The organism is Burkholderia sp. 9120 (assembly GCF_000745015.1).
Classification (GTDB): Bacteria; Pseudomonadota; Gammaproteobacteria; order Burkholderiales; family Burkholderiaceae; genus Paraburkholderia.
Map to the genome: position 1 here is coordinate 3479531 of NZ_JQNA01000002.1, position 26151 is coordinate 3505681.

At 64.3% G+C, this 26151-nt stretch carries 25 protein-coding genes; 9 read left to right on the plus strand and 16 right to left on the minus strand.

Annotated elements, in window-relative coordinates:
* Positions 1 to 13: 13 nt before the first annotated feature.
* From FA94_RS23820 to FA94_RS38785, 4 genes are all read right to left on the minus strand, one after another.
* Positions 14 to 1747, minus strand: a complete 1734-nt coding sequence (locus FA94_RS23820) for a peptidoglycan D,D-transpeptidase FtsI family protein (RefSeq protein ID WP_035555900.1) — start codon at positions 1745 to 1747, stop codon at positions 14 to 16.
* Positions 1748 to 1772: 25 nt separating this feature from the next.
* Entirely contained in the window at positions 1773 to 2390 is a 618-nt protein-coding gene (locus FA94_RS23825; protein WP_035562858.1) for a trimeric intracellular cation channel family protein, read from the minus strand.
* Positions 2391 to 2838: 448 nt separating this feature from the next.
* Positions 2839 to 4380 (minus strand): methyl-accepting chemotaxis protein, encoded by a 1542-nt coding sequence (locus FA94_RS23830; protein WP_035555903.1) that lies wholly within the window; start codon positions 4378 to 4380, stop codon positions 2839 to 2841.
* Positions 4381 to 4648: 268 nt separating this feature from the next.
* Positions 4649 to 5029, minus strand: coding sequence for a hypothetical protein (locus tag FA94_RS38785; RefSeq protein ID WP_156126696.1), 381 nt, complete (start codon positions 5027 to 5029; stop codon positions 4649 to 4651).
* On the opposite strand from FA94_RS38785, the gene aepX reads away from it, so the two are divergent.
* From aepX to FA94_RS23845, 3 genes are read left to right on the plus strand one after another with little or no spacing between them, the layout of a single operon-like run.
* Positions 5028 to 6743, plus strand: a complete 1716-nt coding sequence (aepX, locus tag FA94_RS23835; RefSeq protein ID WP_035555905.1) for a phosphoenolpyruvate mutase — start codon at positions 5028 to 5030, stop codon at positions 6741 to 6743. The two genes, FA94_RS38785 and aepX, sit on opposite strands and share 2 nt — an antisense overlap.
* Positions 6740 to 7903 carry a phosphonopyruvate decarboxylase gene (aepY, locus tag FA94_RS23840; RefSeq protein ID WP_035555907.1) on the plus strand — a complete coding sequence of 388 codons (1164 nt, stop codon included), beginning with the start codon at positions 6740 to 6742 and terminating at the stop codon, positions 7901 to 7903. The genes aepX and aepY overlap by 4 nt, the downstream gene beginning before the upstream one ends.
* 38 nt (positions 7904 to 7941) lie before the next feature.
* Complete coding sequence (locus tag FA94_RS23845) at positions 7942 to 9009, plus strand: 2-aminoethylphosphonate aminotransferase (protein ID WP_035555909.1); 1068 nt, start codon at positions 7942 to 7944, stop codon at positions 9007 to 9009.
* 71 nt (positions 9010 to 9080) lie between these two features.
* On the opposite strand, the gene FA94_RS39230 is transcribed toward FA94_RS23845, so the two are convergent.
* The 8 genes from FA94_RS39230 to FA94_RS23880 form a co-directional block, all read right to left on the minus strand.
* On the minus strand, positions 9081 to 9233 hold the full coding sequence (locus FA94_RS39230; protein ID WP_167444599.1) for a hypothetical protein: 153 nt from the start codon (positions 9231 to 9233) through the stop codon (positions 9081 to 9083).
* A 138-nt stretch (positions 9234 to 9371) separates the two neighbouring features.
* Positions 9372 to 10076: a PIG-L family deacetylase gene (locus FA94_RS23850; protein WP_035555911.1), complete on the minus strand. Its 705-nt coding sequence runs from the start codon at positions 10074 to 10076 to the stop codon at positions 9372 to 9374.
* A gap of 279 nt (positions 10077 to 10355) precedes the next feature.
* Complete coding sequence (locus FA94_RS23855; protein ID WP_035555913.1) at positions 10356 to 11843, minus strand: UdgX family uracil-DNA binding protein; 1488 nt, start codon at positions 11841 to 11843, stop codon at positions 10356 to 10358.
* A 70-nt stretch (positions 11844 to 11913) separates the two neighbouring features.
* Entirely contained in the window at positions 11914 to 12501 is a 588-nt protein-coding gene (locus tag FA94_RS23860) for a nucleotidyltransferase family protein (protein WP_035555915.1), read from the minus strand.
* Positions 12502 to 12633: 132 nt separating this feature from the next.
* The gene (locus FA94_RS23865; protein ID WP_035555917.1) at positions 12634 to 14856 is read right to left on the minus strand and encodes a xanthine dehydrogenase family protein molybdopterin-binding subunit; all 2223 of its coding nucleotides are present in this window, start codon (positions 14854 to 14856) and stop codon (positions 12634 to 12636) included.
* The gene (locus FA94_RS23870) at positions 14853 to 15854 is read right to left on the minus strand and encodes an FAD binding domain-containing protein (protein ID WP_035555919.1); all 1002 of its coding nucleotides are present in this window, start codon (positions 15852 to 15854) and stop codon (positions 14853 to 14855) included. Before FA94_RS23870 ends, FA94_RS23865 begins: the two co-directional genes overlap by 4 nt.
* A 13-nt stretch (positions 15855 to 15867) precedes the next feature.
* On the minus strand, positions 15868 to 16629 hold the full coding sequence (locus FA94_RS23875; RefSeq protein ID WP_051980697.1) for a 2Fe-2S iron-sulfur cluster-binding protein: 762 nt from the start codon (positions 16627 to 16629) through the stop codon (positions 15868 to 15870).
* A 336-nt stretch (positions 16630 to 16965) separates the two neighbouring features.
* Entirely contained in the window at positions 16966 to 17883 is a 918-nt protein-coding gene (locus tag FA94_RS23880) for a LysR substrate-binding domain-containing protein (RefSeq protein ID WP_035555920.1), read from the minus strand.
* 179 nt (positions 17884 to 18062) lie between these two features.
* Here FA94_RS23880 and FA94_RS23885 point away from each other — a divergent pair, with 179 nt between their 5' ends.
* The 6 genes from FA94_RS23885 to FA94_RS23910 all read left to right on the plus strand — a co-directional run bounded on the left by FA94_RS23885 (position 18063) and on the right by FA94_RS23910 (position 22792).
* Positions 18063 to 18776: a pirin family protein gene (locus tag FA94_RS23885; RefSeq protein WP_035562864.1), complete on the plus strand. Its 714-nt coding sequence runs from the start codon at positions 18063 to 18065 to the stop codon at positions 18774 to 18776.
* A gap of 33 nt (positions 18777 to 18809) precedes the next feature.
* Complete coding sequence (locus FA94_RS23890; protein WP_035555922.1) at positions 18810 to 19232, plus strand: DoxX family protein; 423 nt, start codon at positions 18810 to 18812, stop codon at positions 19230 to 19232.
* Positions 19233 to 19319: 87 nt separating this feature from the next.
* Positions 19320 to 20171: a pirin family protein gene (locus FA94_RS23895; protein ID WP_051980698.1), complete on the plus strand. Its 852-nt coding sequence runs from the start codon at positions 19320 to 19322 to the stop codon at positions 20169 to 20171.
* A 53-nt stretch (positions 20172 to 20224) separates the two neighbouring features.
* A complete protein-coding gene (locus tag FA94_RS23900; protein WP_035555923.1) occupies positions 20225 to 21061 on the plus strand; it encodes an aldo/keto reductase in 837 nt (278 codons plus the stop codon).
* A 39-nt stretch (positions 21062 to 21100) separates the two neighbouring features.
* On the plus strand, positions 21101 to 22024 hold the full coding sequence (locus FA94_RS23905) for a LysR family transcriptional regulator (RefSeq protein WP_035562867.1): 924 nt from the start codon (positions 21101 to 21103) through the stop codon (positions 22022 to 22024).
* Between the two features lie 165 nt (positions 22025 to 22189).
* Positions 22190 to 22792: an NADPH-dependent F420 reductase gene (locus FA94_RS23910; RefSeq protein WP_035555925.1), complete on the plus strand. Its 603-nt coding sequence runs from the start codon at positions 22190 to 22192 to the stop codon at positions 22790 to 22792.
* A gap of 108 nt (positions 22793 to 22900) precedes the next feature.
* On the opposite strand, the gene FA94_RS23915 is transcribed toward FA94_RS23910, so the two are convergent.
* The 4 genes from FA94_RS23915 to motA form a co-directional block, all read right to left on the minus strand.
* Positions 22901 to 23176, minus strand: a complete 276-nt coding sequence (locus FA94_RS23915) for a CsbD family protein (protein ID WP_035555926.1) — start codon at positions 23174 to 23176, stop codon at positions 22901 to 22903.
* 180 nt (positions 23177 to 23356) lie between these two features.
* Positions 23357 to 24040 carry a Pr6Pr family membrane protein gene (locus FA94_RS23920; RefSeq protein WP_035555928.1) on the minus strand — a complete coding sequence of 228 codons (684 nt, stop codon included), beginning with the start codon at positions 24038 to 24040 and terminating at the stop codon, positions 23357 to 23359.
* Between the two features lie 93 nt (positions 24041 to 24133).
* A complete protein-coding gene (gene motB, locus FA94_RS23925) occupies positions 24134 to 25123 on the minus strand; it encodes a flagellar motor protein MotB (protein ID WP_035555930.1) in 990 nt (329 codons plus the stop codon).
* Positions 25124 to 25137: 14 nt separating this feature from the next.
* On the minus strand, positions 25138 to 26007 hold the full coding sequence (gene motA / locus FA94_RS23930) for a flagellar motor stator protein MotA (protein WP_035555932.1): 870 nt from the start codon (positions 26005 to 26007) through the stop codon (positions 25138 to 25140).
* Positions 26008 to 26151: the final 144 nt, after the last annotated feature.

Genomic DNA, 26151 nt, shown 5'->3' on the forward strand with positions numbered 1-26151 from the left:
AAACCCAACCCGCTCAAGTCTCCGGCGCATCCGGCGGCACGCCCAGCAACTGCAGTGCGCCGCCGGTCACGCCGCTGAACACCGGACCGGCCACCGTCCCCCCATAAAACGACTTGCCCGCCGGATCGTCGATCATCACGGCCACGACCAGGCGCGGATCGCTCATCGGCGCCATGCCGACAAACAGCGCGCGGTAGCGGTTTTTCGCGTAGGTCGCGCCGATCTGTTTGCGCGCCGTGCCGGTCTTGCCGCCGATCCGGTAGCCCGCGACGGTCGCCGCGCGGCCCGTGCCGCCAATTCCCGTGGCCATTTCCAGCATGGAACGGATCGCGCGCGCGGTAGCGGGCGTGGTGACCGCATGGCCCTTATCGGCGGAGTGCGCCGCCGCGCCCGCGCCGTCGCGCACCAGACTCACGCGATGCATCGTGCCGTCGCCGGCGTAAGCGGTGTAGACCTGGGCAAGTTGCAGCAGCGAAGTGGACAGCCCATAGCCATACGCCATGGTCGCCTGTTCGATCGGCCGCCAGCGTTTATACGGACGTACCTTGCCCGAGGCCACGCCGGGGAACGTGAGTTCGGGCCGCAAACCGAGTCCGTATTCCTGATACTTGCGCCAGATCGTTTCGGCCGGCAGATTCAGCGCGAGCTTGGCGAGCGCGATATTGCTCGATTTCTGCACGGCCTCCGCGACCGTCATCGCGCCGTGATTCGACGTGTCGTGAATCACGGCCGGCCCGATCTTGTACCAGCCGGGCGCGGTGTCGATGATGCTTTGCGGCCGCACCTTGCCTTCGTCGATCGATAACGCGACGACCACCGGCTTGATCGTCGAGCCCGGCTCGAAGGTATCGACGACCGCGCGATTGCGCAGTTGCCGCCCGGTCAGACGCGCGCGGTCGTTGGGGTCGAAGCTCGGATAGTTGGCCAGCGCGAGAATCTCGCCGTTGCGCGCGTCGAGCACCACCACGCTGCCCGCTTCGGCGTGATGTTTCGCGATGGCCTCCTTCAACTGCGCATAGGCGAGCTGCTGAATGCGCCGGTCGATGGTCAGATGGATGGTGTCGCCGTTTTGCGCCGGCACCAGCGGCCGGGTTTCGGACACGACGCGGCCCAGCCGGTCGCGGATCACTTCGCGCTGGCCGGGCACGCCGAGCAGTTGCTCGTTGGCGGCAAGCTCGACGCCTTCCTGACCGTTGTCCTCGATATCGGTGAAGCCGACTACGTGCGCCGCGGATTCACCTTCCGGGTAGAAGCGCTTCGAATCCGCGATCTGCGTGATGCCGGCAAGGCCCAGCTTGGAGAGATGCCCGGCCGTATCGGCATCCACCTGGCGCTTGAGCAGCACGAAGGTCTTGTCGCCGCCTAAGCGCCGGCGCAGTTCCTCCGGCGGCAGATCGAGCAGCTTCGACAGCGGCGCGAACGCGGCTTCGTCGATCAGCCTGGGCGAGGCCCAGATTTCATAAGTGGCGAGACTGACGGCGAGCATCGAGCCGTTGCGATCGACGATCCGCCCGCGCGTCGCGTCGAGTTCCTGAGTGCGCTGATAGCGTTTTTGCCCCTGATCGACGTAGAAATCCTGGTTCACCACCTGAATCCAGAACGCGCGGCCCGCCAGCGACGCGAACGCGGCGAACATCAGCACCACGACGAGTTTCGAGCGCCACATTGGCAGGCGCGCCGCCAGCAACGGGTTCTTCGCGACTGGCGCGTAGGGATCGTGCGACTGCGACTTCTTCTTCTGGGTCATGGGGTGCGGATAACGTACAGCTCGATTAACTTGCGCCGCCCGAATCGGCGGCGGTGAACACCTTGAATTGCCAGCGGAACCGCACGGCCAGCATGCGCACTGCGAAGCCGCCGAGCAGCACCAAGACGGAGGCCGGGCCCGGTTCCATGCCGCAGCTTTGCAACGCCACGTACAGCGCGCCGGCGCCGAGCGCGATGCTGGCGTACAACTCTTGACGCAACACCAGCGGGATCTGGTTGCACAGCAGGTCGCGCATCATGCCGCCGCACACGCCGGTGATCGCGCCGGCCAGCACCACGATCGCGGGGCTCACATCCAGCGTGGCGGCCACGTCGCAGCCGATCACGGTGAAGGCGATCAGGCCGATGGCGTCGACGGTGACGAACAGCCACTGCCAGTTGCGCAACCACTTCGCTCCGGCCGCCGCCACCGACGCCGCCCCAATTGTAATAAGAACGTAATCTGGATGCGAGATCCATGCAAGCGGATAGTGACCGAGCAGGACGTCGCGCACCGTGCCGCCGCCGAGCGCAGTGACGGTGCCGACGAGGCACAGACCGAAGCGGTCCATGCCGCGGCGCATGCCCATCAGCGCGCCGGACATGGCTTCGGCGACGATCGCAATGAGGTAGAGGAGGTGCAGCAACATGACGGCGAGCCTTGACGGAGCGGCGCGCGACGGAGGCTCTTTAGCGGAGGCCGCAGTCTGGCGCGCGTTTGAAAGCGGCCATTATCGTAAGCGGGTCGTCAGGATGAAAATCGCTTAAGCCGAATTCGGCTATGCCAAATTCGGCTTAAGTTGATTGCGGGTTGAGGTGGGGTAAGCGTTTGCTGGATCGCTCGGGCGCAATGCCTGCGATCAAGCGACGAATAAGACGGCCGCGCGGGCATAAAAAAAACCGCGCGGACTTGAAAAATCCGCGCGGCTGTCTCGTTCGATTGATGCGTCGACTCCGACGCGGCGTGTTAAAGGGGCGCTATCCGCCTGTAGAGCGCCTTCTTTTTTGTAGCTGTTTTAGCGTTGTTTTGCCGAGTCTCTTTCCGCTCCGCCAGGCCGCCTATTTAACCCGCGGCGAGTCCCGAACCCCGCATCAAGCCGGCAACGCGAAGCTCGAAATCGCTTCGCGCAACACGCCCACCTGATCTTTCAACGAATGCGCCGCCGCTGCCGCCTCTTCGACCAGCGCCGCGTTCTGCTGCGTCACCTGATCCATCTCTCCGACAGCGCGATTCACCTGCTCGATGCCCGCGCTCTGTTCGCGCGATGCATTGCTGATCTCTTCGAGAATCTCATTCACGCGACGCACCGACTGCACGATCTCGCCCATCGTCGAGCCCGCGTTCGCGACCAGCGACGCGCCGGCTTCCACCGTCCCCGTCGACGTCTCGATCAACGCCTTGATCTCCTTCGCCGCTGTTGCCGAGCGTTGCGCGAGGCTGCGCACTTCGGCGGCAACCACCGCGAAGCCGCGACCCTGTTCGCCGGCCCGAGCCGCTTCCACGGCAGCATTCAACGCCAGAATGTTGGTCTGGAACGCGATCCCGTCGATCACGCCGATGATGTCGCCGATCTGCCGCGAGCTGGTGGTGATCTCGCCCATGGTGCGAACCACGTCGTCGACCACGCGGCTGCCGCGCGTCGCGACGTCTGCTGCCTGACCGGCGAGTTGCGCGGCCTGCGCTGCGCTGTCCGCGTTCTGTTTCACGTTGACCGTCATCTGGTCCATGCTCGACGCCGTTTGCACGAGCGCCGCGGCCTGTTCCTCGGTGCGTTGCGACAGATCCGTGTTGCCGGCGGCGATTTCGGTCGCGCCGATATTGATGTTGTCGGTACCGAGACGCACGCGCGACACCGTGTCGACGAGGCCGGCCTGCATGGTCTGCAACGCATGCAGCAGGCTGCCGGTGTGGTCCGAATCGACCGGCACGCGCGTCGCGAGATTGCCGCGCGCCATCAGTTGCGCGTGTTCGACCGCCACTTCGAGATCGCCGCCGAGCGTACGGCGAATGCTGCGCAACACCAGCAGCATGACGGCCGTGGCGATCGCGCCGAGCGTCACGGTAATCACGAGCCAGCGCAGCAGGTTCGCGTAGAACGCGCTTTGCACGTCGTCCATATACATGCCGGTGACGATGTACCAGTCCCACGGCGTGAAGTGGCGCGAGAAGCTGGTCTTCGCCACCGGTTTGTCGCTGCCGGGCTTGGACCACAAATAATCGACGAAGCCGCCGCCTTCATGATTGCCCGCGTTGACGATATCGACGAACAGATGATTGCCCGCCGGGTCGGTGAACTGCGCCATGTTCTTGCCGTTCAGCTCAGTCTTGATCGGATGCATCAGCATGACCGGCTGCGAATCGTTGACGGAGATATAGCCGTCCTTGCCATAGCGCATCGCGCCCAGGGCGTCGAGCGCCTGTTTTTTGGCTTCGTCTTCGGTGATCGTGTGTTGCTGCGCCATCGTGTAGTAACGGTTCACGATGTGGTTGGCCTGGTCGATCAGTGAGGTTAACTGGTCGCGGCGGTCCGAAATCATCGAGGCACGGTTTTGCCATGCGCCGAAGCCGCCGATCAGAATCAGACCGATCCAGAGAACGGCGATCATTGAGGCCAGTTTTTTGTTCAGAGTCATAGCAATGGCTTGTTGCTTTCGCAAAGTGGTCGGTCAGGTTTGGGTTCGCTGATGGGCATTCAGCGAGTCGCTTGTCGCTGACTGTGTTTACGGCTTGTCGGGATCGGATGCGCAGGGGAGGGGAAACCCGCTGTATTGCGATTTCATTTGTCTTACCAAATAAGGATTGAGCCGGAAGCGACGCCGTTTTATACGCCAGGTGCGCGAATTATTTTTGATTTATATCGGCTTGTTGAGTTTTTCTGTATAGGGCGCATTGCCGTTGCCGCTAATGCCGCCGATGTCGCGCAATTAAAGCGGCTGAAAAATAAAATCGCATAAAAACAAATAGTTTATTCAGCGGCGCACGTTGATTCGCGCCCGCTTGCCCGCTTGTCTGCAAAAAACCGGACGTGCGTCCCCGCCGCATGTGCCACGCCTGGCCGCCGGCATTTGCGTCAAAAGCGCACATAACGCCAATAAATAGCAAATGCGTCGGCACGGTTCGAAAACGCAAAAAACGACACAATTTTCCACTTAATCGCAAGAAATGCGCGCTAACGGTGTCAAAAAGACGAATTAATAAAAATTCCGTTATAGTCGCCATTTTCCAGTCGCCAGCCGGGCAAAAAAGAGCACCAATAAGCCCGCCATCAGGAGTAAAGAACATGAACGCCCGCGAACCCGCTTTCGTCCCCACGTCCCGTAGCGCGCGCCTGCGCCAGATGCTTGTCAGCAGCGAACTCGAATTCATGATGGAGGCGCATAACGGCCTCTCCGCGCGCATCGTTCGCGAAGCCGGTTTCAAGGCGATCTGGGGCTCGGGCCTCGCGATCTCCGCGCAATTCGGCGTGCGCGACAACAACGAAGCGAGCTGGACCCAGGTGGTCGACAACCTCGAATTCATGGCCGACGCCAGCGACCTGCCGATCCTGCTGGACGGCGATACCGGTTACGGCAACTTCAACAACGTGCGCCGTCTCGTGCGCAAGCTCGAACAACGCGGCATTGCCGGCGTGTGTATCGAAGACAAGCAGTTCCCGAAGACCAACAGCTTCATCAACGGCGAAGCGCAGCCGCTCGCCGATATGGACGAGTTCTGCGGCAAGATCAAGGCCGGTAAAGACTCGCAGTCGGACGAGAATTTCTCGATCGTGGCGCGCGTCGAAGCGCTGATCGCGGGCTGGGGCATGGACGAAGCGCTGCGCCGCGCGGAAGCGTACCGCCAGGCCGGCGCGGACGCGATCCTGATTCACAGCAAGCTGTCGCGTCCCGACGAAATCCTCGAATTCGCGCGCGAATGGGCCGGCCGCGGTCCGCTCGTGATCGTGCCGACCAAGTACTACAGCACGCCGACCGAAGTGTTCCGCGAAGCGGGCATCAGCACGGTGATCTGGGCGAACCATTTGATCCGCGCGGCGACCTCGGCGATGCAAGCCGTCGCCAAAGAAATTCATTCGAGCGAAACGCTCGTCAACGTTGAAGACAGCATTGCCGCCGTCAACGAAATCTTCCGTCTGCAAGACGCTGACGAGTATTCGGAAGCGGAAGACCGCTATCTGTCGAGCGCATCGGCCGGTGCTGCTGTTGTGCTCGCCGCGAGCCGCGGCAAGGGCCTCGAAGCCGTGACCGAAGACCGTCCGAAAGTGATGCTGCCGATCGCCGGCAAGCCGCTGCTGCGCTGGCTCGTCGACGCGTTCAAGAAGCAGGGCGTCAACGATATTACGGTGGTGGGCGGTTATCGCGCCGATGCGATCGACACGGCCGGCATCAAGCTGGTGGTCAACGAGCAGCACGCGCACACCGGCGAACTCGCGTCGCTCGCCTGCGCTGCGGCCAAGCTCTCGGGCGACACGGTGATCTCGTACGGCGACCTGCTGTTCCGCAGCTATATCCTGCGCGATCTGGTGGAGAGCGAAGCGGCCTTCAGCGTGGTGGTCGATTCGTCGCTGACCGATGCGGAAAACGCCAGCGTGCGCGATTTCGCGTGGTGCTCGGCGGGCGACGATCGCGGTCTGTTCGGCAACAAGGTGACGCTGCGTCATGTGTCGAGCGGGCAGGACGCGTCGTCGGCGATCGCATCGCAAACGCCGCATGGCCGCTGGGTCGGTCTGCTGAACGTGCGCGAAGCGGGTCAGCCGCGTTTGCAGGCGGTGTTGAGCCAGTTGCAGGCGCGTGCGGATTTCGCGTCGCTTGATATGCCCGCGCTGCTGAACGCGCTGATCGAAGCGGGTGAATCGATCGAAGTGCAATACGTGCACGGCCACTGGCGCGGTGTGAACGACCTGGAAGACTTCCGTCGTGCCGGCGACTTCGCGCATGCGCAAGCGCCGTTCGCGGCCAACGCTGCCGCCACGGACGCCGCGAGCGGAGCCGCGCAATGATCGAGGCAGCACAGTTTGTCGAAGCGGCGCGCACGCGCGGCTTCGACTGGTATGCGGGCGTGCCGTGTTCGTATCTGACGCCGTTCATCAACTACGTGTTGCAGGACGAATCGCTGCATTACGTGTCGGCGGCGAATGAAGGCGACGCGGTCGCGTTGATCGCAGGCGTCACGCTCGGCGCGCAAAACGGCCGGCGCGGCATCACGATGATGCAGAACTCCGGGCTCGGCAACGCCGTGAGCCCGTTGACCTCGCTGACGTGGACGTTCCGTCTGCCGCAACTGCTGATCGTCACGTGGCGTGGTCAGCCGGGTGTGGCCGACGAACCGCAGCACGCGCTGATGGGCCCGGTCACGCCGCAGATGCTGGAAACCATGGAGATTCCGTGGGAGACCTTTCCGACCGAGGCCGACGCGATCGGCCCGGCGCTGGATCGCGCGATCGCGCATATGGACGAAACCGGTCGTCCGTACGCGCTCGTCATGCAGAAGGGCAGCGTGGCGCCGTACGAGTTGAAGGACAACGGCGCGGGCGAGCGTCGCGTGCCGGTGCCGGCGCGCTCGACATTCAACAACGTCGCGGCGAACGAACTCGCTTCGCGTCACGACGCGTTGCAGAAGGTGATCGCACACACGCCGCTGGAATCGACGGTGGTGCTCGCCTCGACCGGTTTTTGCGGGCGAGAACTCTACGCGATCGACGACCGTGCGAACCAGCTTTACATGGTCGGTTCGATGGGCTGCGTGACGCCGTTCGCGCTGGGTCTCGCGCTGTCGCGTCCGGACCTGCACGTGGTCGCGCTCGACGGCGACGGCGCGGCGCTGATGCGCATGGGCGCGTTCGCGACGCTCGGCGCCTACGGTCCCGCGAATCTCACGCACGTGCTGCTCGACAACGGCGCGCACGATTCCACCGGCGGCCAGGCGACGGTGTCGTCGCAGGTCTCGTTCGCGGGCGTGGCTGCCGCGTGCGGTTACGCGTCGGCGGTTGAAAGCGACGACGTCGGCGTGCTCGACGAACTGTTCGACGGCGCGCCGCTCGACGGTCCGCGCTTCGCGCGTCTGGCGATTCGCCGTGGCACGCCCGACGGCCTGCCGCGTCCCACCATCACGCCGCCCGATGTGAAGACGCGCCTGATGCGCCACATCGGCGCTGTTTAACGCACAACGACGCACAACGTACAAGCCAAGGAGCGCTCATGCTGCTACTCAATCCCGGCCCGGTGACGCTCACCGAACGTGTCCGCAACAGCCTGTTGCAGACGGATTTGTGCCATCGCGAAAGCGAGTTTTTCGACTTGCAGGAAGAGGCGCGCACGCGTCTGGTCGATCTGTACGGCCTCGACGCGAGCGAATGGCAAGCGGTGCTGATGACCGGCTCCGGCACGGCGGCCGTGGAAAGCATGACCGCGGCGCTGGTGCCGCAGAACGGCAAGCTGCTGGTGGTGGAAAACGGCGTGTACGGCGAGCGTATTTCGCAGATCGCCACGCAGTACGGCATTGCGCACGCGTCGCTGAAACACGAGTGGATGCAGGCGCCGGATCTCGCGAAGATCGCCGAACGCCTCGACGCCGACAAGGCGTTCACGCACCTCGCCGTGATTCATCACGAGACGACCACCGGCCGCCTGAACGAGCTGACGGCGCTCGGCGCGTTGTGTCGTGAACGCGGGTTGCGTTTGCTGGTGGATGGCGTCAGCAGCTTCGGCGCCGAAGCGATCGATTTCGCCGACAGCAGTCTCGACGCAGTCGCCGCCACGGCGAACAAATGTCTGCATGGCGTGCCGGGCGCGTCGTTCGTGCTGGTGCGGCGCGCGGCGCTCGAACAGGCGGCGAGCCGCACGTACTACCTGGACCTCGGCCGTCTCGCGCGTTTGCAGGATCAGCGCAATACGCCGTTCACGCCTTCGGTGCACGCGTATTACGCGCTCGTCGAAGCGCTGCGCGAACTCGCCGACGAAGGCGGCTGGCGCGCGCGCCACGCACGCTATGCGGCGCTCGCGGAGCAGGCGCGGGTGGGGTTGGCGGAGCGCGGCATGGACAGCGTGTTGCCGCCGGAGCAGTCGTCGGTGGTGCTGCGCGCGTATCGCTTGCCGGGCGGTATTGCGTATCCGCAATTGCACGATGCGTTGAAGGCGCGCGGCTTCGTCATCTATGCCGGGCAAGGCGGGCTGTCGGCCGAACTGTTCCGCATCTCGACGATGGGCAATATTCACGCTGCCGATATCGACCGTCTGTTGCAGGGCTTTACCGAACTGATGCGTTGATTCGGGCCGCCGCCGCTTTTAGCGCGCGGCGGTTTCGCTGCTGCGGGATCGCGCCGTCGGCCCCGCGTTTTCTACACCGGATCTTTGTCCGGCGGCCCATCGGGCCGCTGCGGCTCCTCGGGGTGATGGCCGGGCGATGGCGGCACCAGCGGATCGGCTTCAGGGTCGCGATTCGGATCGGCGTTGGGATCGGGAATCGGACTGGTATGCATGTCGTAGCTCATGACATCACCTCGTGGTTGAGCGATCTGCGGGTCGGCTAACGGCTCACGGTCGACCTTCAGGCTTCGACCGCGGCCGCGCGTCGCGCCGGCTTGTTTCTTCCTCTTCAAGCCTAGACGTTTGCACGTCGGCTTGTCCGCTTACTTTCTCGCCCGACGCCCCACGCTCAGTTGCCAATAACGTTCGGCGGCGAAGACGTCCTCATAATTGCCCGCGCCGAATGCCTGTAACTGGCTTCCATACGCATTGACCGCTTCGCGTTTGAGTTGCGCGCGACGCTGGACGTCGATCGTATGGCCCGCGCTCGGCTGGGCCGGTGTGGCGACCACGCCGCGCTGCACGAGATCGGCGAGGCGCGCCTGCACGACGCCGGGCGTGCGCCGGTGAATCGCTTCCTCGTAACCGAACCATTCCAGATGCGACAGCCGCGGCAGGATTTCGCAGCAGGCTTCGAAAACCCGCACGTGGTCGTCGTGATGCAGACCGAGCGGCATCAGCAAGGTGTTCGCGGTGGTGCGGTAAATGGTTTCTTCCAGCGCCGCCGCCAGTTTGCTGATGGACGGCGAGTCGCGATACTGGCCGTCGCGGAACGGCATGCGCAGCGGAATCGCGTCGAGCACTTCGAGCGCGAGGTTGTCTTCGAGCGTGCGCGCGTGGATGGCCTGATACGCGCCCGTGAAGCCCGACTTTTCATCCCATTCGGTATGCATTTCCTGTTCGGGCGGGGCGGCGAAGACGGTACAGATCGCCGTGTCGGGATGGGCGGCGAGGAGTTCGCCGCAACTGAAGACAGCGTCGTCGAAATGGGGCGAGACGATGAACAGGCGTGGGCTGGTTTCGCTCATGGGACGTGTGGTGGTTTCGGGGACGCCTGCCCGGTGCGGGGCGCTGGCGTGGCGTTTATGCGGTGTTGCGTGTTAGCGCGGCGTGGAAATCGCGGCGTCTCATCAGCTTAGGCGGAAACGGCGAGATTTGCGTGGCCGTTGTGGGATGCGCAAGCGGTGTGCCTGGGCACTGCGCTGTCCCGCAAAGGTTCACCGTTGAGCATCTGACGTCTCCCGAACTGTCTCACCTTTGTGAGTGGAGGACGATAGGACGCAGGGTGGGCTTTGCGAGCGCTTGAGTCAGGCCGACGTCCCCGCCAACTCCGCCGCGCGCCTGAACGCGCTCACGATCGCCGCAACGATATCCTCGCGCAAACGTGCATCGGCGGTTCTCAGCGCATACGACGGATGCCACGTCGGCACGATCAGTCGCCCGTCTCGCGCAATGGTCTGCCCGAGGTATTCCGACAGATTGACGTGCGCGCCGGTCAGCGCCTTCAGCGCGGTCGCGCCGAGCGTCACGACCACGCGCGGTGCGATGTGCGCCAGCTCCTGCTCCAGCCAGTATTGGCACGCCTCGACCTCGCGCGGCGCGGGCGTGCGATGAATGCGCTGCTGGTCGAGCGTCTCCCACTTGTAGTGCTTGACCGCATAGGTCAGATACAGCGCCGACCGCTCGAGCCCGGCACGCGCGAGCACGGTATCCAGCAACTGCCCGGCCGGTCCGGTGAAGGGCTCGCCGTGCTGGTTCTCATACTCGCCGGGCTGTTCGCCGACCACCATGAGCATCGACCGAGCCGGCCCGGCGCCCGAGACCGCCTGTTTCGCGTTGCGCCATAACGCGCAGCGCCGGCAGGTGGCGAGCGGGCCGGTTGGCTCGCGCAACGGCGGCGTCACCGCTGAATATTCGATGGGCGGTCTCTCCGGCACAGTGACGGCGGCGCGCTGCGCGCCGAGACGGCTGCGTTCGCGCGCGAGGCGGGCGGGCAGCGGCGGACCGGCGGCCGGCGTGCGCCAGTAACGCAGCGGTACGGGCGCCGGTTCGGCGTTGAAGGCGCTGGCGTAATAGGCGAGCCACAGCGCCTCGGTGGGTTCGCTGGTGATCGCTTCGCCGGTCATGGCGCTGGCGGGTAAGGCATGGGTGGTTTGCGTGCTTTCCTCGGTGGCCGGGCGGCCGATTCGCAGCAGCATGCCGTTCCAGAACGCCGCGCCCTGCGGCGTGGCCAGCATCCACGTGGAATCGCCCATGCGCTTGCCGAAATACGCGGCGGCGCGTTCCAGCAGATCGTGATGCGGCTCGTACCAGCCGACGAACTCCGGCAGTCCCATCGACGGATCGCGACGCCGGAACAGCGTGAGAGTCACCAGATCTTCGCTTTCCTGGTCGACCGACTGGATGCGTTGCGCGAGTTGAGCGCCGTCGGGGTCGTCGAGGGCGATGACCTGGCGCTCGCCATGGGTCCAGCGCCAGAGGACGCGGTAGAGAAGCGCCCAGCGGTCGGCGGCGCGGTAGCAGGCTGCCGCTTTTAGCCGCGACAGCAATTCGCGTGGGATGGCGGGCGGGGTGGTGGCTGAAGTAGCCGAACTAGCCGATGTAGCCGTCACGTCTGCCGCACCAGCCACCGCCGGCCGCGTCGTCTCTTGCCCGGCATCCGAACGATCGCCCTCTGCGGCGTTGCTCTCCGACTCGACCCACTCGATCTGCGCCGGCTCGATCTCCTGTCGCAGCAGCGCACGCGCCGCGCGGCGCCATGCGGCAAAAGACGGTTCGATGGGAATACGTGTCATGCGGACAAAACCGGACAAAATACTGTATGGATATACAGTATCCGCCCAAACTGCCGCGCAGATCAAGCCACTAGACCTTGAGCAGATCCTCCGGCGTATCCACGTCCCGCAAAATACCCGGATCGTCGACATCCAGCCGCGTCACTCGTTGCGACATCAACAAGGCGCGCGCGCCGGTATCGCCGTCGAGCATCAGCAACGCGTCGCGATGTTCGATCCCGAAGCCAACGGGATGCCCCCGTTGTCCCTGGTAAAACGGCGCGACCAGCGACGCCCCGCCATCGAGCGAGTGAGCGACGGCTTCGATCGTGGCGGTGGCGATGCGCGGCATATCCGCCAGCGCGACGATCCAGCCTTCGGCGTCGTCGCTGGCTTCGATGCCGGCGGCAAGGCTCGCGCCCATGCCGCGCTCGGCGTCGGCGGCGAACACCACGTCGCAACCGGCGTCGTTCAGCAGTCGCGCGAGCGCGTCCGAGCCCGGCCGCACCACCGCGAGCACCCGCGTCACCACCCGCAGCAGCCGATGCGCGGCTTCATGCGCGACCGGCGTGCCGTCGGGCATGCGTGCTAAAAGTTTGTTGTGCAGGCCCTCGGGATCGAAGCGAGAGCCGAAGCCGGCGGCGAGCAGCACGCCAGTGGCGAGTGAGGCGTAGGCCATGGGCGGGCACCGGTAGAAAGAATGAGACCGATTGTGCGATGCAACCCAGGCACAGGCAAGCGCCAATACCTACGCCTGGCGCCTGCTGTCTAAATTCACGCCGCTTTCGTCGAGGTTCTCCGCCGAGGAACCTCACACCGGCATCGGTCCCATCACCTTATCGAGCGTGACCGGCAAATCGCGCACCCGTACCCCCGTCGCGTGATACACCGCATTCGCGATCGCGGCCGGCACGCCGGTAATGCCGATCTCGCCGATGCCGCGCACGCCGAGCGAGTTGATATACGGATCGGGCCGGTCGATAAAAGTAATGTCGAGCGAACCGATATCCGCGTTCACCGGTACGTGATACTCGGCGAGATTCGCGTTGGTGAAGCGCCCATAGCGCGTATCGAGCAGGGTTTCCTCCTGCAGCGCCGCGCCGATTCCCCAGACGATGCCGCCCATCAACTGACTGCGCGCCGTCTTCAGGTTCAGCACGCGGCCCACGTCGTAAGCGGCCACGACACGCGGCACGCGAATCGTGCCGAGCTCGGCGTCGACATGCACCTCGACGAACACCGCGCCGAACGAGTGGAACGAGTACTTCTGCTTTTCGTCGCCGGGTTTGACGGTCGCGGTCGCCTCGATCGGCTTGCCGCCCGAACGCGCGATGATCGCCGCCGCCGGATCGCGTTTGCCCGGTTGCGAACGGCTCGTCACCCAGCCGTCGATCACCGTGATGTCGTCGAGCGCGATGCCGAACACGGGCGAAGCCTCGTCGGCGAGCGCGAGCGTGATCAACTGGCTGCGCGCCTGGCTGGCCGCGTCGCGCACGGCCGGCGACACGCTCGCCGCCGATTGCGAACCGCCCGACACCGGCGCGCGCGGCAGCGAAGAATCGCCGAGCGCGAAGTGGATCTGCGTCGGCGCGAAGCCGAGCGCATCCGCGGCGACCTGGGTCATGACGGTGTAGGTGCCGGTGCCGAGATCCTGCGTGCCGGAGGCGACCATCGCGGTGCCGTCCGGCAGAATCCGCGCGATCGCCGCGGCTTCGCTGCGGTTGGCCGGATACGTCGCGGTCGCCATGCCGAGGCCGATCAGCGTGTTGCCGTCGCGCATGGAACGCGGCGCGGCGTTGCGCCGCGACCAGCCGAATTTTTGCGCGCCGATCTGATAGCACTCGCGCAACGACTTGCCCGACCAGGGCTTGTTTTCCTGCGGATCGGCGTCGGCGTAATTCTTCAGGCGCAGCGCGAGCGGGTCCATCTTCAATGCGACCGCGAGTTCGTCCATGGCCGATTCGAGCGCGAACGAACCCGTGGTCTCGCCCGGCGCGCGCATGAAGGTCGGCGTGCCGAGGTTGAGCGGCACGATGCGGTGCGTGGTCACCTGGTTGGGCACCGCATACAGCATGCGCGTGACCATGCAACAGGTCTCGGTCCAGTCTTCGATCACCGACGTATTCGACGTGCTGTCGTGACGCATGGCGGTCAGCGTGCCGTCGTGGCGCGCGGCCAGAATGAAGCGCTGTTCCGTATGCGGCCGTGCGCCGACCGGGCCGAACATTTGCGGCCGTTCGAGCGCGAGCCGCACCGGCCGGCCGGTCTGCCGCGCGGCCATTGCGCACAGCGAGACATGCGACCACGACGAGCCCTTGCAACCAAAGCCGCCGCCGACGAACGGCGAAATCACGCGCACGTCGGCGGGCGACATGCCGAACGTTTTGGCGATGGCCTGCGCCGCGCTGCTGACACCCTGAGTCGCGTCGTACAGCGTGAGCTGCGGACCGTCCCAGCGCGCCAGGGTGGCGTGCGGCTCCATCGGGTTGTGATGCTCGATCGGCGTGGTGTAGGTCGCATCAACGTGCACGGCGCCGCTGCGCATGCCGTCGTCGAAACTGCCGCGCTGCGTATCGGTCTGCCGGCCCTGCGGCCGATCGGGCGCATGTGCGTTCGGTTTCGCCTGCGTGAAGTCCACCGTCGCCGCGCTGGCCTGGTAGGTGATGCGCAACTGGTGCGCGGCGTCGGTGGCATGTTCGAGCGTGTCGGCGACCACTACCGCGACCGGCTCGTTGCTGTAGTGAACCTCGTTGTCCTGCAGCAGCGACAGACGCCGGCCGGCCGGCGGCGCGAGCGCCGGCTTGCCGCCGTTCGGCAGACGCGGCGCGTTCTGATAGGTCATCACCAGCAGCACGCCGGGCAGCGCCTGCGCGCGGCTCGCGTCGATCGACGCAATCGTGCCGCGCGCAATCGTGCTGGTCACCAGCACCGCATGCGCGAGACGCGCCTCGGGGAATTCGGCGGCGTAGCGTGCTTCGCCGGTGACTTTGAGCAGACCGTCGATCCGGTCGACCGGTTGTCCGATCAGATTCATACGACACCTCCCGCGCGGCCGGCGGCCTGGTTCACGGCACGCACGATCGCGCGCTGCGCGAGCTGCACCTTGAAGCGATTGTCGCGCTGTGGGCGCGCGTCGCGTAGTGCGGCGGCGGCCGCGTTGCGCAGCGTGTCCTGCGTGAGCGGCTGACCGTTGAGCAACTGTTCCGCCGCGCTCGCGCGCCACGGTTTGTGCGCGACGCCGCCCAGCGCGATACGCGCGCTACTCACCCGATCGCCGTCCATCTGCAAGGCGGCCGCGACTGAGACCAGCGCGAATGCGTAACTGGCGCGGTCACGCACTTTCAGATAATGCGAATGGCTGCTGAAGAGCGGCGGCGGCAGATCGACGGCGGTGATCAATTCGCCGGGCTGCAAGGTCGTATCGACGTCGGGGCGATCACCCGGTAGCCGATGAAACTCGGCGAACGGAATCACGCGCTCGCCGGCGGGACCGCTGACGCGAACCACGGCGTCGAGCGCTGCGAGCGCCACGCTCATGTCCGACGGATTCACGGCGATGCACTGCGGGCTCGTACCGAGAATCGCGTGCGTGCGGTTCAGACCGTCGAGCGCCGCGCAGCCGCTGCCCGGCATGCGCTTGTTGCACTGCGTGAAGGCGGTGTCGTAAAAGTAACCGCAGCGGGTACGCTGCAGCAGATTGCCGCCGACGGTCGCCATATTGCGCAGTTGCGACGACGCGCCCGCCAGCAATGCTTGCGAAAGCAACGGATATTGCTCGCGCACCAGCGCGTGATTGGCCACGTCGCTATTGCGCACCAGCGCGCCGATGCGAATGCCGCCTTCGGGCTGTGTCGTGACCGTGTCGAGTCCGCCGATATGCGTGATATCGATCAGCCGCAGCGGCCGCGCCACGCCGCCCTTCATCAGATCGAGCAGATTGGTGCCGCCGCCGATAAACACCGCGCCCGGCTGCTGCGCCGCGCGCACTGCGCCGGCGATGTCGCCGGCGCGTTCGTAAGAGATCGCATCCATGCTGGTCGCTCCGTTACGCGTTGCGCTGGGCGTTGTCTTGCGGCTGGCCTTGCAACGGGCCGACGGCCGCGTTGCCGGGCTGGCCGCCGCCGTCGTGCACCGCGCGTACCGCGGCGACGATGTTCGCGTAGGCGCCGCAGCGGCAGATATTGCCGCTCATGCGCTCGCGGATTTCAGCGTCGGACAGTTGTGCGGGATGGTTGCGCACGTCGGCGGTGACGGTGCTGGCCGTACCGTTGCGGAATTCGTTCAGCAGGGCAGTCGCGGAACACAACTGCCCGGGCGTACAGTAGCCGCACTGAAACGCGTCGTGTTCGATGAACGCGCGTTGCATCGGACTCAAGATGCCGTTGCTGGCGAGCCCTTCGACGGTCGTGATCTGTTCGCCTTCGTGCATGACCGCGAGCGTCAAACACGAGTTGATGCGGCGGCCGTCGGCGAGCACCGTGCAGGCGCCGCATTGTCCGCGGTCGCAGCCTTTCTTCGTGCCCATCAGCCCCGCGTATTCGCGCAGCGCATCGAGCAGGGTCACGCGCGGTTCGAGTTGCAGCGTGTAAGGCCGGCCGTTGACGGTCAATGTAACCGAACGCGGCGGCACGGTTTGCCGGACCGGCGCGGGCGGCGCGACCGGCGTTTGAGTTTGCGCGCGCAGATGCGGCGCGGCGCCGACCGTCGCGGCAGCGGCGGCGGTTTGTAGAAAGCGGCGGCGTGAAGGTTGATTGGGTGTGGCGGCGGGTGCGTCGCTCGAATCCGGACGATCGGTATGCGTGGGCATGACGTTCTGTCGACTCCATTGAAAGGTCAATGCAGGCTGGCGAAGCGTCGAATTCCGAAGCGTCGCGATCCAACGGATTTCACGCAGCAATTTGGATGCCGTTGTGAGTACAACGGTATTAGAAAAAAGGGGAGACAGCAAAGCGAATCTCGCCGGCCGGCGGTGGCGGGTGCCGATGCCTTGCGTGGAACGCCGGGCCGGCGCGCGTCCGTTAGTGATGCCTGCCGGTTCGCGCACTACAGTTTTGTGTATTCAGATTTGAATAGCCGGGCGCGCACGCTATGCCTCGCTGACCAAAGCACACGCGTAAAAAGCCACCCGATTGAAATTCGGAAACTAGCGCGGCCAGTTCAAACCTTCGCATCCTGCGACGAGTGCGTCGAGCAGATGACGCACGGCCGGCACCATACCCCGGCGCGTGGGAAAGATGGCATGGACGAGGCCCGGCGTGCTGGCGAGCTGCGGCAACAGATGCTGCAAGCGGCCGGCCTGAATGTCGGCCTCGACCAGTTCCCTCGGCAGCATCGCCACGCCCACACCGGATAGCGCTGCGATCCTGAGGCTGGCCAGGTCGTCGGTGGCGAAACGTGGCCGATGCGGCCACGACGTCACGCGCCCCTCGGCGTCGACCAGGTTCCAGGCAAATCGCTCGCTGCTGCTCGCCATCGAGAGGGTGGGCCATTCCCGCATCGATTCAATCGAATCGGGCGCCGCATAGCGCGCCGCGAGCATTGGACTAGCCACCAGAATGTGGATCGACAGCCCCAACTGACGGACGGCGAGATCGGTGTTTTCCAACGGTGGAAGCCTGACCCGGATCGCGAAGTCCAGACCTTCCTCGACGACGTCCACGCGGCGGTTGGTTGCGTCCAGCAGGACCTGGACCTCGGGGTTGTCCTGCACGTAGCGCGCGATGATCGTGGAGATGCCCGACTCCAGTAAGGCCACCGGGCAGGCAATCCGCACCGTGCCCTGCGGCTGGGAGCGTGTGCGCTCGACGATATCTTTGGCGGCTTTGGCCTCCGCCACCAGCGCAAGGCAATGCTGGTGGAACTGCCGCCCGGTCTCCGTTAAGGACTGTCTGCGGCTGGTGCGATTGAGCAGGCGGACGCCAAGCTCCTCTTCCAGCGCGCGAATCCGCCGGCTGAGTTTCGACGTCTGCAGGCCGAGGCTGCGCGCGGCCGCCGTGTAGCTGCCGTGCTCGACCACCTCCGCGAAGAGCCGAAGGTCATTGAGGTCAGTGATTGCGTTCATGAATGGCCTTCGCTCGGTCTGATCGTTCTATTGATGGCAATGATGCGTTCCATTCTAGGAGATATGCACGAAGTCATTGCAAATTTAGCATTCATCTCATCGCAGCTACCGACGCCGAACCCGGCGGATTGCGCAGGCGATCAGCGTCGCACTCGCGATGACTGCAAGCGGAGATGGACATGCTCATACACAGGCGTTGGCAATCGTTGGACAGGGCAGACCACGGCTGGCTGCGCGCGAAGCACCATTTCGCGGTGAGCGCCGACGGCAATGCCGCGCACGCCCCACTCGGCCCCCTCGTCGTCTGGAACGACGACGAGATCGCGGCGGGCAGCGGCTTCCCCATGCACGGGCATCGCGACATGGAGATCATCAGCTACGTGCGCCAGGGCGTGCTGGGTCATCGCGACACTTTGGGATCCGAAGGAGTTATCAGCGCGGGCGATGTTCAGGTTATGAGCGCCGGCGCGGGCATCCGTCACGCCGAGTTCAATCGCGGCGACGTGCCGCTCAAGCTTTATCAGATCTGGCTGCGGCCGCGCGAAACGGGCGGCACACCCAGGTGGGACACCAAGCCGTTTCCCAGAGGTGACCGGTCCGGGCGATTCGTGGTGCTTGCCAGCGGATTTACCGCCGATGAAGACGCTTTGCCGATTCGTGCCGATGCACGTGTACTCGGCGCAATGCTGAAGACCGGTGAACAGGTTCGTTACGAGCTGGCTGCGCGCAGTCAGGCCTATCTCGTCGTGGCCTCGGGACGCATCGAAGTGAACGGTGAGCACGTTGGACCGCTGGACGGCGTGGCGATCACGCAGGTCGCCGCCGCGCAGATTTCCGCACTTGAAGATTCTGAGCTGGTGATGGTGGACGCCGGCCCATTCCCTTTTTCGTAATCCACCGACGCAATTTCATTTATGGAGATCGTGATGGAACGCTTTAAATTTCTTCCGCTGTTGGGTCGCATTCTGATTGGTGCGCCGTTTGTGATGAGTGGGCTGGGCAAACTCGCCGCGTATGGCGCGACGGTGGGCTATATCGCCGCGATGGGTCTGCCCGTGCCGCCGCTCGCGTTCGCCCTTGCTGTGGTGACCGAGCTGGGCGGCGGCCTGCTGCTGCTGTCGGGCTACCGGGCTCGTGCTGTATCGCTGGGGATGGCGCTGTTCTGTATCGTGACGGCGATGTTCTTTCACCACAACTTCGCTGACCAGAACCAGATGATTCACTTCCTCAAGAACGTGATGATGGCCGGCGGTCTTTTGCAGATCACGTATTTCGGCGCGGGCGCACTCAGCCTGGACGCCCGTTCGCGGCGCACCGGGTCGATCGCTTCGACACTGAACGCGAGCTAACCAGGATCGACTCGTCGAGGCGATCGCCCACCCGATCCGGTGCGCGATCGCCTCGTCGCCCAGTCATGCAGAAGATGGAGCATCGATATGAAAACACCTGCGCTTAAGCCGTCTTTCCAGCGAGACGCAAGAGCCATCGTCCTGCGTACGTCAGGCCAGCGGCATGGTCCGATCAAGCGGCTGGTCAGCCCGTCCGACCTTGGCGAAATCCTGAAGCCGTTTGTCTTTCTCGACTATTTCGATAGCTCGGAGAGAACTGAAATGCGCTTCTCCATGCATCCTCATTCCGGCCTCGCCACGACAACGGTGCTGCTGGAGGGCGAGGTCGAGTATGAAGACACGACGGGCGCATCCGGGATCATGCCGGCCGGTGGCGTCGAGTGGATGAATGCGGGCAAGGGCGTGTGGCACGACGGCCGCGCGCGCGGCGATGGGCCGGTGCGCGGTTTTCAGTTATGGGTCGCGCTGCCGCCCGAGCTCGAACTGGGCGAGCCGCTGAGCCGGTATTTATCCGCGAACGAGGTACCGCACAGCGGTCCGGCCCGCGTTATCCTGGGCCGATATGACAACGTCGAGAGCCCCATTCCCGCACCCCCGGGCATCAACTACCTGGTCGTGCGGCTTGCAGCGGGCGAGCAATGGCAGTACATGCCGCCGGCCGGCCATAGCGTGGCGTGGCTCTGTGTTCAACGTGGCGCACTGCGCGTCGCCGACGAGTCTATTGCGAATGAACTGGTCGTGTTTCGCGAGTCCGAAGACGCGTTGACCTTCACCGCCGACGAAGATGTCGAGTTCGTCCTCGGCTCGGCCGTGCCGCATCCCCACGATCTCGTGCTCGGGTATTACTCGGTTCACACGTCGGCAGAGGCGTTGCGTACCGGCGAAGCCGGGATCGTGGCGATTGGCGCAGACCTGCGTCGTCAAGGTCGGATTGGCTGATCTGGCCAAAGCGCCTTTGACGCTTGAAGCGAAAACGCTATCGGGAGTTCTTCATGCAAAACGTTCATGCGGGTAACGCGGCCATTCCGGCCATTGGTTTCGGCACGTACGGAATGACGGCGGCCGACATCCACCGGGTGATTCCCGCTGCGCTCGGTGCCGGTTTCCGCCATATCGACACGGCGCAGATCTACGGTAACGAGGGCGAAATCGGCCGCTGCGTCGCCGCGTCCGGTATTCCAAGAAGCGAAATTTTCCTGACCACCAAGGTCTGGGTGAGCAACTACCCGGAGCAATTGTTCGAGGCGTCGGTCGACGAGAGCCTCCGCAAGCTCGAGACAGACTATATCGATCTGCTTCTGCTGCACTGGCCCGGCTCGCATGTGCCGCTGGCTGAACAGATTGCGGGACTCAATGCAGTCGTACGTGCCGGCAAGGTGCGGCACATCGGCGTCAGTAACTTCAATCGTGCACTGATGGCGGAAGCGATTCAGCTTTCCGCGGCGGCGCTCGTGACGAATCAGTTTGAATACCATCCGTATCTGAACCAGTCCTTGCTCATCGACAGTACCTTGCAGGCGGGACTTGCCGTGACAGGCTACTGCGGCATGGCGATTGGACGTGTCTTCGCGGAGCCCACGCTTAAGGAGATCGCGGCGCGCCATGAACGAAGCGTCGCTCAGATCGTCTTGCGTTGGCTGGTGCAACAGCGCGGCATGGTTGCGCTTTCAAGGACCACCCGGATCGATCGGCTGGCGGAGAACCTCGCCGTATTCGACTTTGAGTTGACTAGCGCGGATATGACGGAGATTTACGCCCTGGCGGCGGCGGACAGCCGGATCGTCGATCCGCCAGGCCTCGCGCCGCGATGGGATAGCACGGGTGCGTGACGGGATAGACCGCGAATCTGCCTTCGCGAAGAGGGAATGATGGAAACCCTGGCCAATCTTCAGAGCTTCGTGAAGAGCGCCGAGTCCGGCAGTTTCTCGGAAGCGGGGCGGCGTCTTGGTCTCACAGCGGCGGCTGTGAGCCGCAACATGGCCATGCTCGAACGCAACCTCGGCGTGCGCCTGTTCCAGCGGTCGACGCGCGGACTCACGTTGACCGAGGCCGGCGTGCGCTTCCTGCAATCGATCGGCGACAGTCTCGAGACGTTGCAGGCGGCCATTGAGGAGGCGTCATCGGATGCGTCGGAACCCACCGGTGTTTTGAAGGTGAGCCTGAGCACGACATTCGGCATCGCCCATGTTCTGCCGTTGTTGCCCGAATTCCTGCAGCGCTACCCGCGCATTCGCCCCGAATGGCACTTCGAAAGCCGTCGGGTCGATCTGGTCCAGGAGGGCTACGACCTCGCCATTGGCGGAGGTTTCGCGTTCGCACCCGGTTTCGTGGCGCGTACGTTGGCGCCGGCCCACATCGTTGCGGTCGCATCGCCGGAGTATCTGCGTGAGCGCCGGGTGCCCATGGAACCTGCGGAGCTCGCGGGACTGGCCGGCATCGCGATGCGCGCGAGCGGCACCGGACGCATTCGCCAATGGACGCTGCGCAACGCGACGGGCATGGAGGCCACGGCGCCGCTGAAGGAAGACATCGTGATGAACGATCCCGGCGCGATGCGCGAGGCCGCGCGCCTCGGTCTCGGGGTCGCGATGCTTGCGTTGCCCGACGTCGTGGCCGACTTCGAGGCCGGCACGCTCGTGCGTGTGCTGCCGGACTGGTACGCGGACGCCGGATCGATTTCGATTTACTACGCCTCGCGCACGCTGCTGCCGGCCAGGACGCGGGCTTTCGCCGATTTCATTGTCGAGGCCTTCAGGCAGCGGAAACTGGCGCGGAAATATTCGGCGATCTGAGCGTCGCGCGCTGGCTGCACTGCGACGCAGGGTGCTTCGAATCTCGTCCGACCATCAAGCGACCATCAAGCATCCGTTGAAGATGCTTCAAGCCGTGGGCGGCTACCCGGCAGATGGCAAAGCCGGCAAGATGGGTTCACCTCATCACGCACAAGGCACATTTTCATGGAAACGATCGGCATCATCGGCGCGGGCGCCATTGGCTCGGCCTTCGCGAAAGCGCTGGCTCAACAAGGCATTAAAGCGGTTATTTCCAATAGCAGGGGGCCGGCGTCGCTCGCGGATCTCGCCGGCGAACTCGGACCCACCATCACGGCGGGAACCCGCGAACAAGCGGCGGCGCAGAATATCGTTCTGGTCGCGGTGCCCTGGTCGAAGCTGCCTGCCGCCTTGTCGGGTTTGCCCGATTTCGGCGACCGTATCGTGATCGATGCGAACAACCCGATCGAGGCGCCGGCATTCAAACCTTTCGACTTGAACGGGCGCACGTCGAGCGAAGTCTTTGCGGAGTTCGTTCCGGGCGCGCGCGTCGTGAAGGCAATCAATCATCTGCCGGCGGCACTCGTGTCCGGCGACACGGGTGTTGAAGGCGGACGACGCGTGCTGTTCCTCGCGGGCGACGACGCACAAGCGAACGCGAAGGTGTCGAGTCTGTTCGAGCAGGTCGGATTCTTCGGCATTGACCTCGGATCGATCAAAGCGGGCGGCCCGCTGTTCCAGATTCCCGGCGGCCAGTTGGCTATTCAAAACCTGGTCAAGGTGGGCTGATCGAATAATGTGGCGCACGACGCCGCTTTGACCCGATCATCGATCACCGTTTGGCGTAGCGGAGGCGGTCGGCCGCTTCCGCTACGCGCTCATCGTGTGTCGAAAAGCTTACCGGCGATAGTCGCGTCCAGACGCGCCATGCGCCCACAGCGCACCGGCGACGAACCCGGCCAATGCAACCACTGCAATCGCGGTGAACGGACTTTCGGCCGTGGTCTCACGCACCAGACTGGTCGTGCTCGCGCAAAGCTGTTGCGCCTTACCGCTGAGTTCGCGCGCTTTGCCGGCCAACTGTGTGCCGGTATCGCCCAACACGTCGCCGACCGCGCTTTGCACCTTGCCCGCGACTTCGTTGACTGCGCCTTCCGCTGAATTGGTGTCCATACGTTTTTGCTCCCATTGTCATATTTACGCGTGGCGGGTCGTCATCGCAACGCCGCCACACCAGGGTTTCGCGCAAACCGCCCGGCGAGAGGCGGCGTACGTCCACCAGACTGGGCGCAAGAAGCGCGCCCGGGAACGTCATGGAATGGACACCGGGAAGTTAGAAAACGCGCTAAAACCTCAACGTCTGCGCCGCGAATTGATGCCGACGAACACGGCCATCAGCATCAGAAAGCCGCCGAACAGCAGCGCGGAATTGAGCGCCGCATGCGCGACACCCAGCCGCCCGACGTTGATGAACGGATAGGGGTAGTAGTCGGATAGACCGCCGCGCCAGAAGGTCACGGCGAGATAGGCCAGCGGATACACGAGCCACAGCAGACCGTGGCGCAGTTTCAGCTGGAAGCGCGGTACGAACAGGAGCCAGTAGAGCGCGGACAGCATCGGCAAAATGCTGTGCAGCGATTCGTTGAGCAACATCCTGAATGCGGTCGGCGTCCACCAGCCGCGCAACAGCAGGTTATAGGCGATGCCGACAAACACCATGTAGCCGACCACCGCGGTCACGACTGTCGGTTGCCGGAAGAAGCGCGGTAGCGGCGACCTGAGTCCGCGCAGCGCCACGCTGGTGAAACAGATCGCGCACGCCAGCACCGTCAGGTTGGTCAGGTAGCTGCTCATGCGGGCCAGCCCGTCGAGCACGGTCAGCCCGCGCGACAGCGTGCGGTTGAGTGTCACCTCGGCTTGCGCCACGATCGCGAGCCACGCGACGACGGCAATAATCGTCGCTAACGTCACCGACGAAACACTAGGCGTATGCAGCGGAAGATCGGGCTCCCGTTGCTGATGAGGGGCAGGGCGCATGCGATCGATTTTATACGCGCCACCGGGGCTGCGCAGTGTGCGCTATCGATCGCATGCGTTCAGGTTGCGCAGGCCCAACAGCAGCGAAAAAATCTACGGCGTGCCATGCGTTCCGGTCACCGGTTGCAGGCGTTCCACGACCGCTGGAATGGTCGAGCTTGCCGGCGTGGCTTCATCGATCGCGGTGCGGCCGCCATCGTGGAAAAAGGCCAGTTCCGCCGCCTTGTTCAGCACGAGAATGCTGATGCGCCGGTTGGTCGGCTCGTCGACGACCTTGCTGTTCAGCGGCAAGACATCGGCCAGGCCGCGCACCTGCAACAGCTTCTCGCCGTGCATGCCGCCCTCCACCAGCGCGCGGCGCGCGGCGTTGGCGCGCTCCGACGACAGCTCCCAGTTCGAATAGCCGTCCGGGCCCGCGGTGTACGGCACCGCATCCGTATGGCCGGCAATCGAAATACGGTTGTCGACGTCGTTGAGCGCGGCGCCGATCTGCGTGAGAATCGTCACCGCATACGGTTGCAGCTTCGAACTGCCGGAGGCGAACATCGGCCGGTTTTGCGAGTCGACGATCTCGATGCGCAGGCCTTCGTTGGTGATCGAAATGCGGATCTGATCCTTGAACGCCTTCAAGGCCGGGCTCTGTTCGATCAGCGTGGTGAGCTTCGCCTTCAGTTGTTCGAGGCGGGCCGCATCCGCGGGCGCCACGGTCGGTGCGGCGGTGGTCGGCGGCGTCGGTTGGGTTTGGCTCTTCTTGCCGTCGCCGGGCCGCGTGTCGGAGATATCGCGGCCGCCGCCCTGCACCACGCTCGGTCGCGCGGCGGCGGTACCCTGACTACCGCCGAGCAGGCTCGACAGCGGCGTGTTGAAATAATCTTCGATACCCTGCTTGTCGTACTTCGACGTCGAGCCGAGCAGCCACATCAACAGAAAGAACGCCATCATTGCCGTGACGAAATCGGCGTAGGCGATCTTCCATGCGCCGCCGTGATGCGCGGCGTGATCGCCGCCCTTGCGCAAGCGGCGCACGATTACTGGAGCAGGCGTCTCCACCTGTTGCGACGCGCGCGACGGTCTTTCGCTCATCATGCCGCTCCGCGTCAGGCCGACTTCGGCATCTTGGTGGCGCGCACGGCGTCGTCGAGCTCCTGGAAGCTCGGGCGGTCGGCGGTGAACAAGACCTTGCGGCCGAACTCGACCGCGATTGGCGGCGCGTAGCCGGACAGCGACGCGAGCAGCACGGCCTTCACGCACTGATACGGCTTGGCTTCGGCGCGGGCTTTGGCGTTCAGCAGATCGGCAACGGGGCCGATGAAACCATACGCCAGCAGAATGCCGAGGAACGTGCCGACCAGCGCGCCGGCGATCATTTCGCCGAGCACGGCGGGCGGTGCGCCGACCGAGCCCATGGTGTGAACCACGCCCATCACGGCCGCGACAATGCCGAACGCCGGCAGGCCGTCGGCCATTTTCTGAATCGCGTTGGCCGCGACCGAGGCTTCCGCGTGATGCGTGGCCAGTTCCTCATCCATCAGATCCTGCACTTCGAGCACGTTCACGTTGCCGCCGGACATCATGCGCAGATAGTCGACGATAAAGTCGAGCAGATGATGATCCTCCAGCACGTGCGAGTATTTCTGGAAAATCACACTGTCCTCGGGCGCCATGACGTCGGCTTCGAGCGACATCATGCCTTCCTTGCGGGCCTTCTGAAGCAGCTCGTACAGCAGCGCGATCAGTTCGAGGTATTTCTCTTTGGTGTAGCCGCCGGTCTTGAAGCATGACGGGATCGCCTTGAGGGTTTTCTTCAGCGTGGAAGTCGGATTGCTCACGACAAACGCGCCGATCGCCGCGCCGAAAATACACAGCAATTCGAACGGCTGCAGGAGTGCCAGCACGTGGCCGCCCACGCCGACAAAACTACCGATCACAGAACCGATCACCAGCACCCAGCCGATTGCGACAAACATACTCTCTCCGATTATCTTGCCGGACGCGTGATCGAACACGATCGATCGAGAACAGGCCCTTTTTGAAGGGACTTTTCTCGTGCGTCATTAAAAGTTTGCATGTACTGGTAAACGGCGCGAATCTTTTTTGCTGAAGTGCTTGCA

Excerpts from the sequence above, each read along its gene's own strand:
- FA94_RS23820 (WP_035555900.1), bottom strand. The coding sequence starts at position 1,747 with ATGACCCAGAAGAAGAAGTCGCAGTCGCACGATCCCTACGCGCCAGTC.
- FA94_RS23830 (WP_035555903.1), bottom strand. The coding sequence starts at position 4,380 with ATGACTCTGAACAAAAAACTGGCCTCAATGATCGCCGTTCTCTGGATC.
- aepX (WP_035555905.1), top strand. The coding sequence starts at position 5,028 with ATGAACGCCCGCGAACCCGCTTTCGTCCCCACGTCCCGTAGCGCGCGC.
- FA94_RS38785 (WP_156126696.1), bottom strand. The coding sequence starts at position 5,029 with ATGTTCTTTACTCCTGATGGCGGGCTTATTGGTGCTCTTTTTTGCCCG.
- aepY (WP_035555907.1), top strand. The coding sequence starts at position 6,740 with ATGATCGAGGCAGCACAGTTTGTCGAAGCGGCGCGCACGCGCGGCTTC.
- FA94_RS23845 (WP_035555909.1), top strand. The coding sequence starts at position 7,942 with ATGCTGCTACTCAATCCCGGCCCGGTGACGCTCACCGAACGTGTCCGC.
- FA94_RS39230 (WP_167444599.1), bottom strand. The coding sequence starts at position 9,233 with ATGAGCTACGACATGCATACCAGTCCGATTCCCGATCCCAACGCCGAT.
- FA94_RS23850 (WP_035555911.1), bottom strand. The coding sequence starts at position 10,076 with ATGAGCGAAACCAGCCCACGCCTGTTCATCGTCTCGCCCCATTTCGAC.
- FA94_RS23855 (WP_035555913.1), bottom strand. The coding sequence starts at position 11,843 with ATGACACGTATTCCCATCGAACCGTCTTTTGCCGCATGGCGCCGCGCG.
- FA94_RS23860 (WP_035555915.1), bottom strand. The coding sequence starts at position 12,501 with ATGGCCTACGCCTCACTCGCCACTGGCGTGCTGCTCGCCGCCGGCTTC.
- FA94_RS23865 (WP_035555917.1), bottom strand. The coding sequence starts at position 14,856 with ATGAATCTGATCGGACAACCGGTCGACCGGATCGACGGTCTGCTCAAA.
- FA94_RS23870 (WP_035555919.1), bottom strand. The coding sequence starts at position 15,854 with ATGGATGCGATCTCTTACGAACGCGCCGGCGACATCGCCGGCGCAGTG.
- FA94_RS23875 (WP_051980697.1), bottom strand. The coding sequence starts at position 16,629 with ATGCCCACGCATACCGATCGTCCGGATTCGAGCGACGCACCCGCCGCC.
- FA94_RS23880 (WP_035555920.1), bottom strand. The coding sequence starts at position 17,883 with ATGAACGCAATCACTGACCTCAATGACCTTCGGCTCTTCGCGGAGGTG.
- FA94_RS23885 (WP_035562864.1), top strand. The coding sequence starts at position 18,063 with ATGCTCATACACAGGCGTTGGCAATCGTTGGACAGGGCAGACCACGGC.
- FA94_RS23890 (WP_035555922.1), top strand. The coding sequence starts at position 18,810 with ATGGAACGCTTTAAATTTCTTCCGCTGTTGGGTCGCATTCTGATTGGT.
- FA94_RS23895 (WP_051980698.1), top strand. The coding sequence starts at position 19,320 with ATGAAAACACCTGCGCTTAAGCCGTCTTTCCAGCGAGACGCAAGAGCC.
- FA94_RS23900 (WP_035555923.1), top strand. The coding sequence starts at position 20,225 with ATGCAAAACGTTCATGCGGGTAACGCGGCCATTCCGGCCATTGGTTTC.
- FA94_RS23905 (WP_035562867.1), top strand. The coding sequence starts at position 21,101 with ATGGAAACCCTGGCCAATCTTCAGAGCTTCGTGAAGAGCGCCGAGTCC.
- FA94_RS23910 (WP_035555925.1), top strand. The coding sequence starts at position 22,190 with ATGGAAACGATCGGCATCATCGGCGCGGGCGCCATTGGCTCGGCCTTC.
- FA94_RS23915 (WP_035555926.1), bottom strand. The coding sequence starts at position 23,176 with ATGGACACCAATTCAGCGGAAGGCGCAGTCAACGAAGTCGCGGGCAAG.
- FA94_RS23920 (WP_035555928.1), bottom strand. The coding sequence starts at position 24,040 with ATGCGCCCTGCCCCTCATCAGCAACGGGAGCCCGATCTTCCGCTGCAT.
- motB (WP_035555930.1), bottom strand. The coding sequence starts at position 25,123 with ATGAGCGAAAGACCGTCGCGCGCGTCGCAACAGGTGGAGACGCCTGCT.
- motA (WP_035555932.1), bottom strand. The coding sequence starts at position 26,007 with ATGTTTGTCGCAATCGGCTGGGTGCTGGTGATCGGTTCTGTGATCGGT.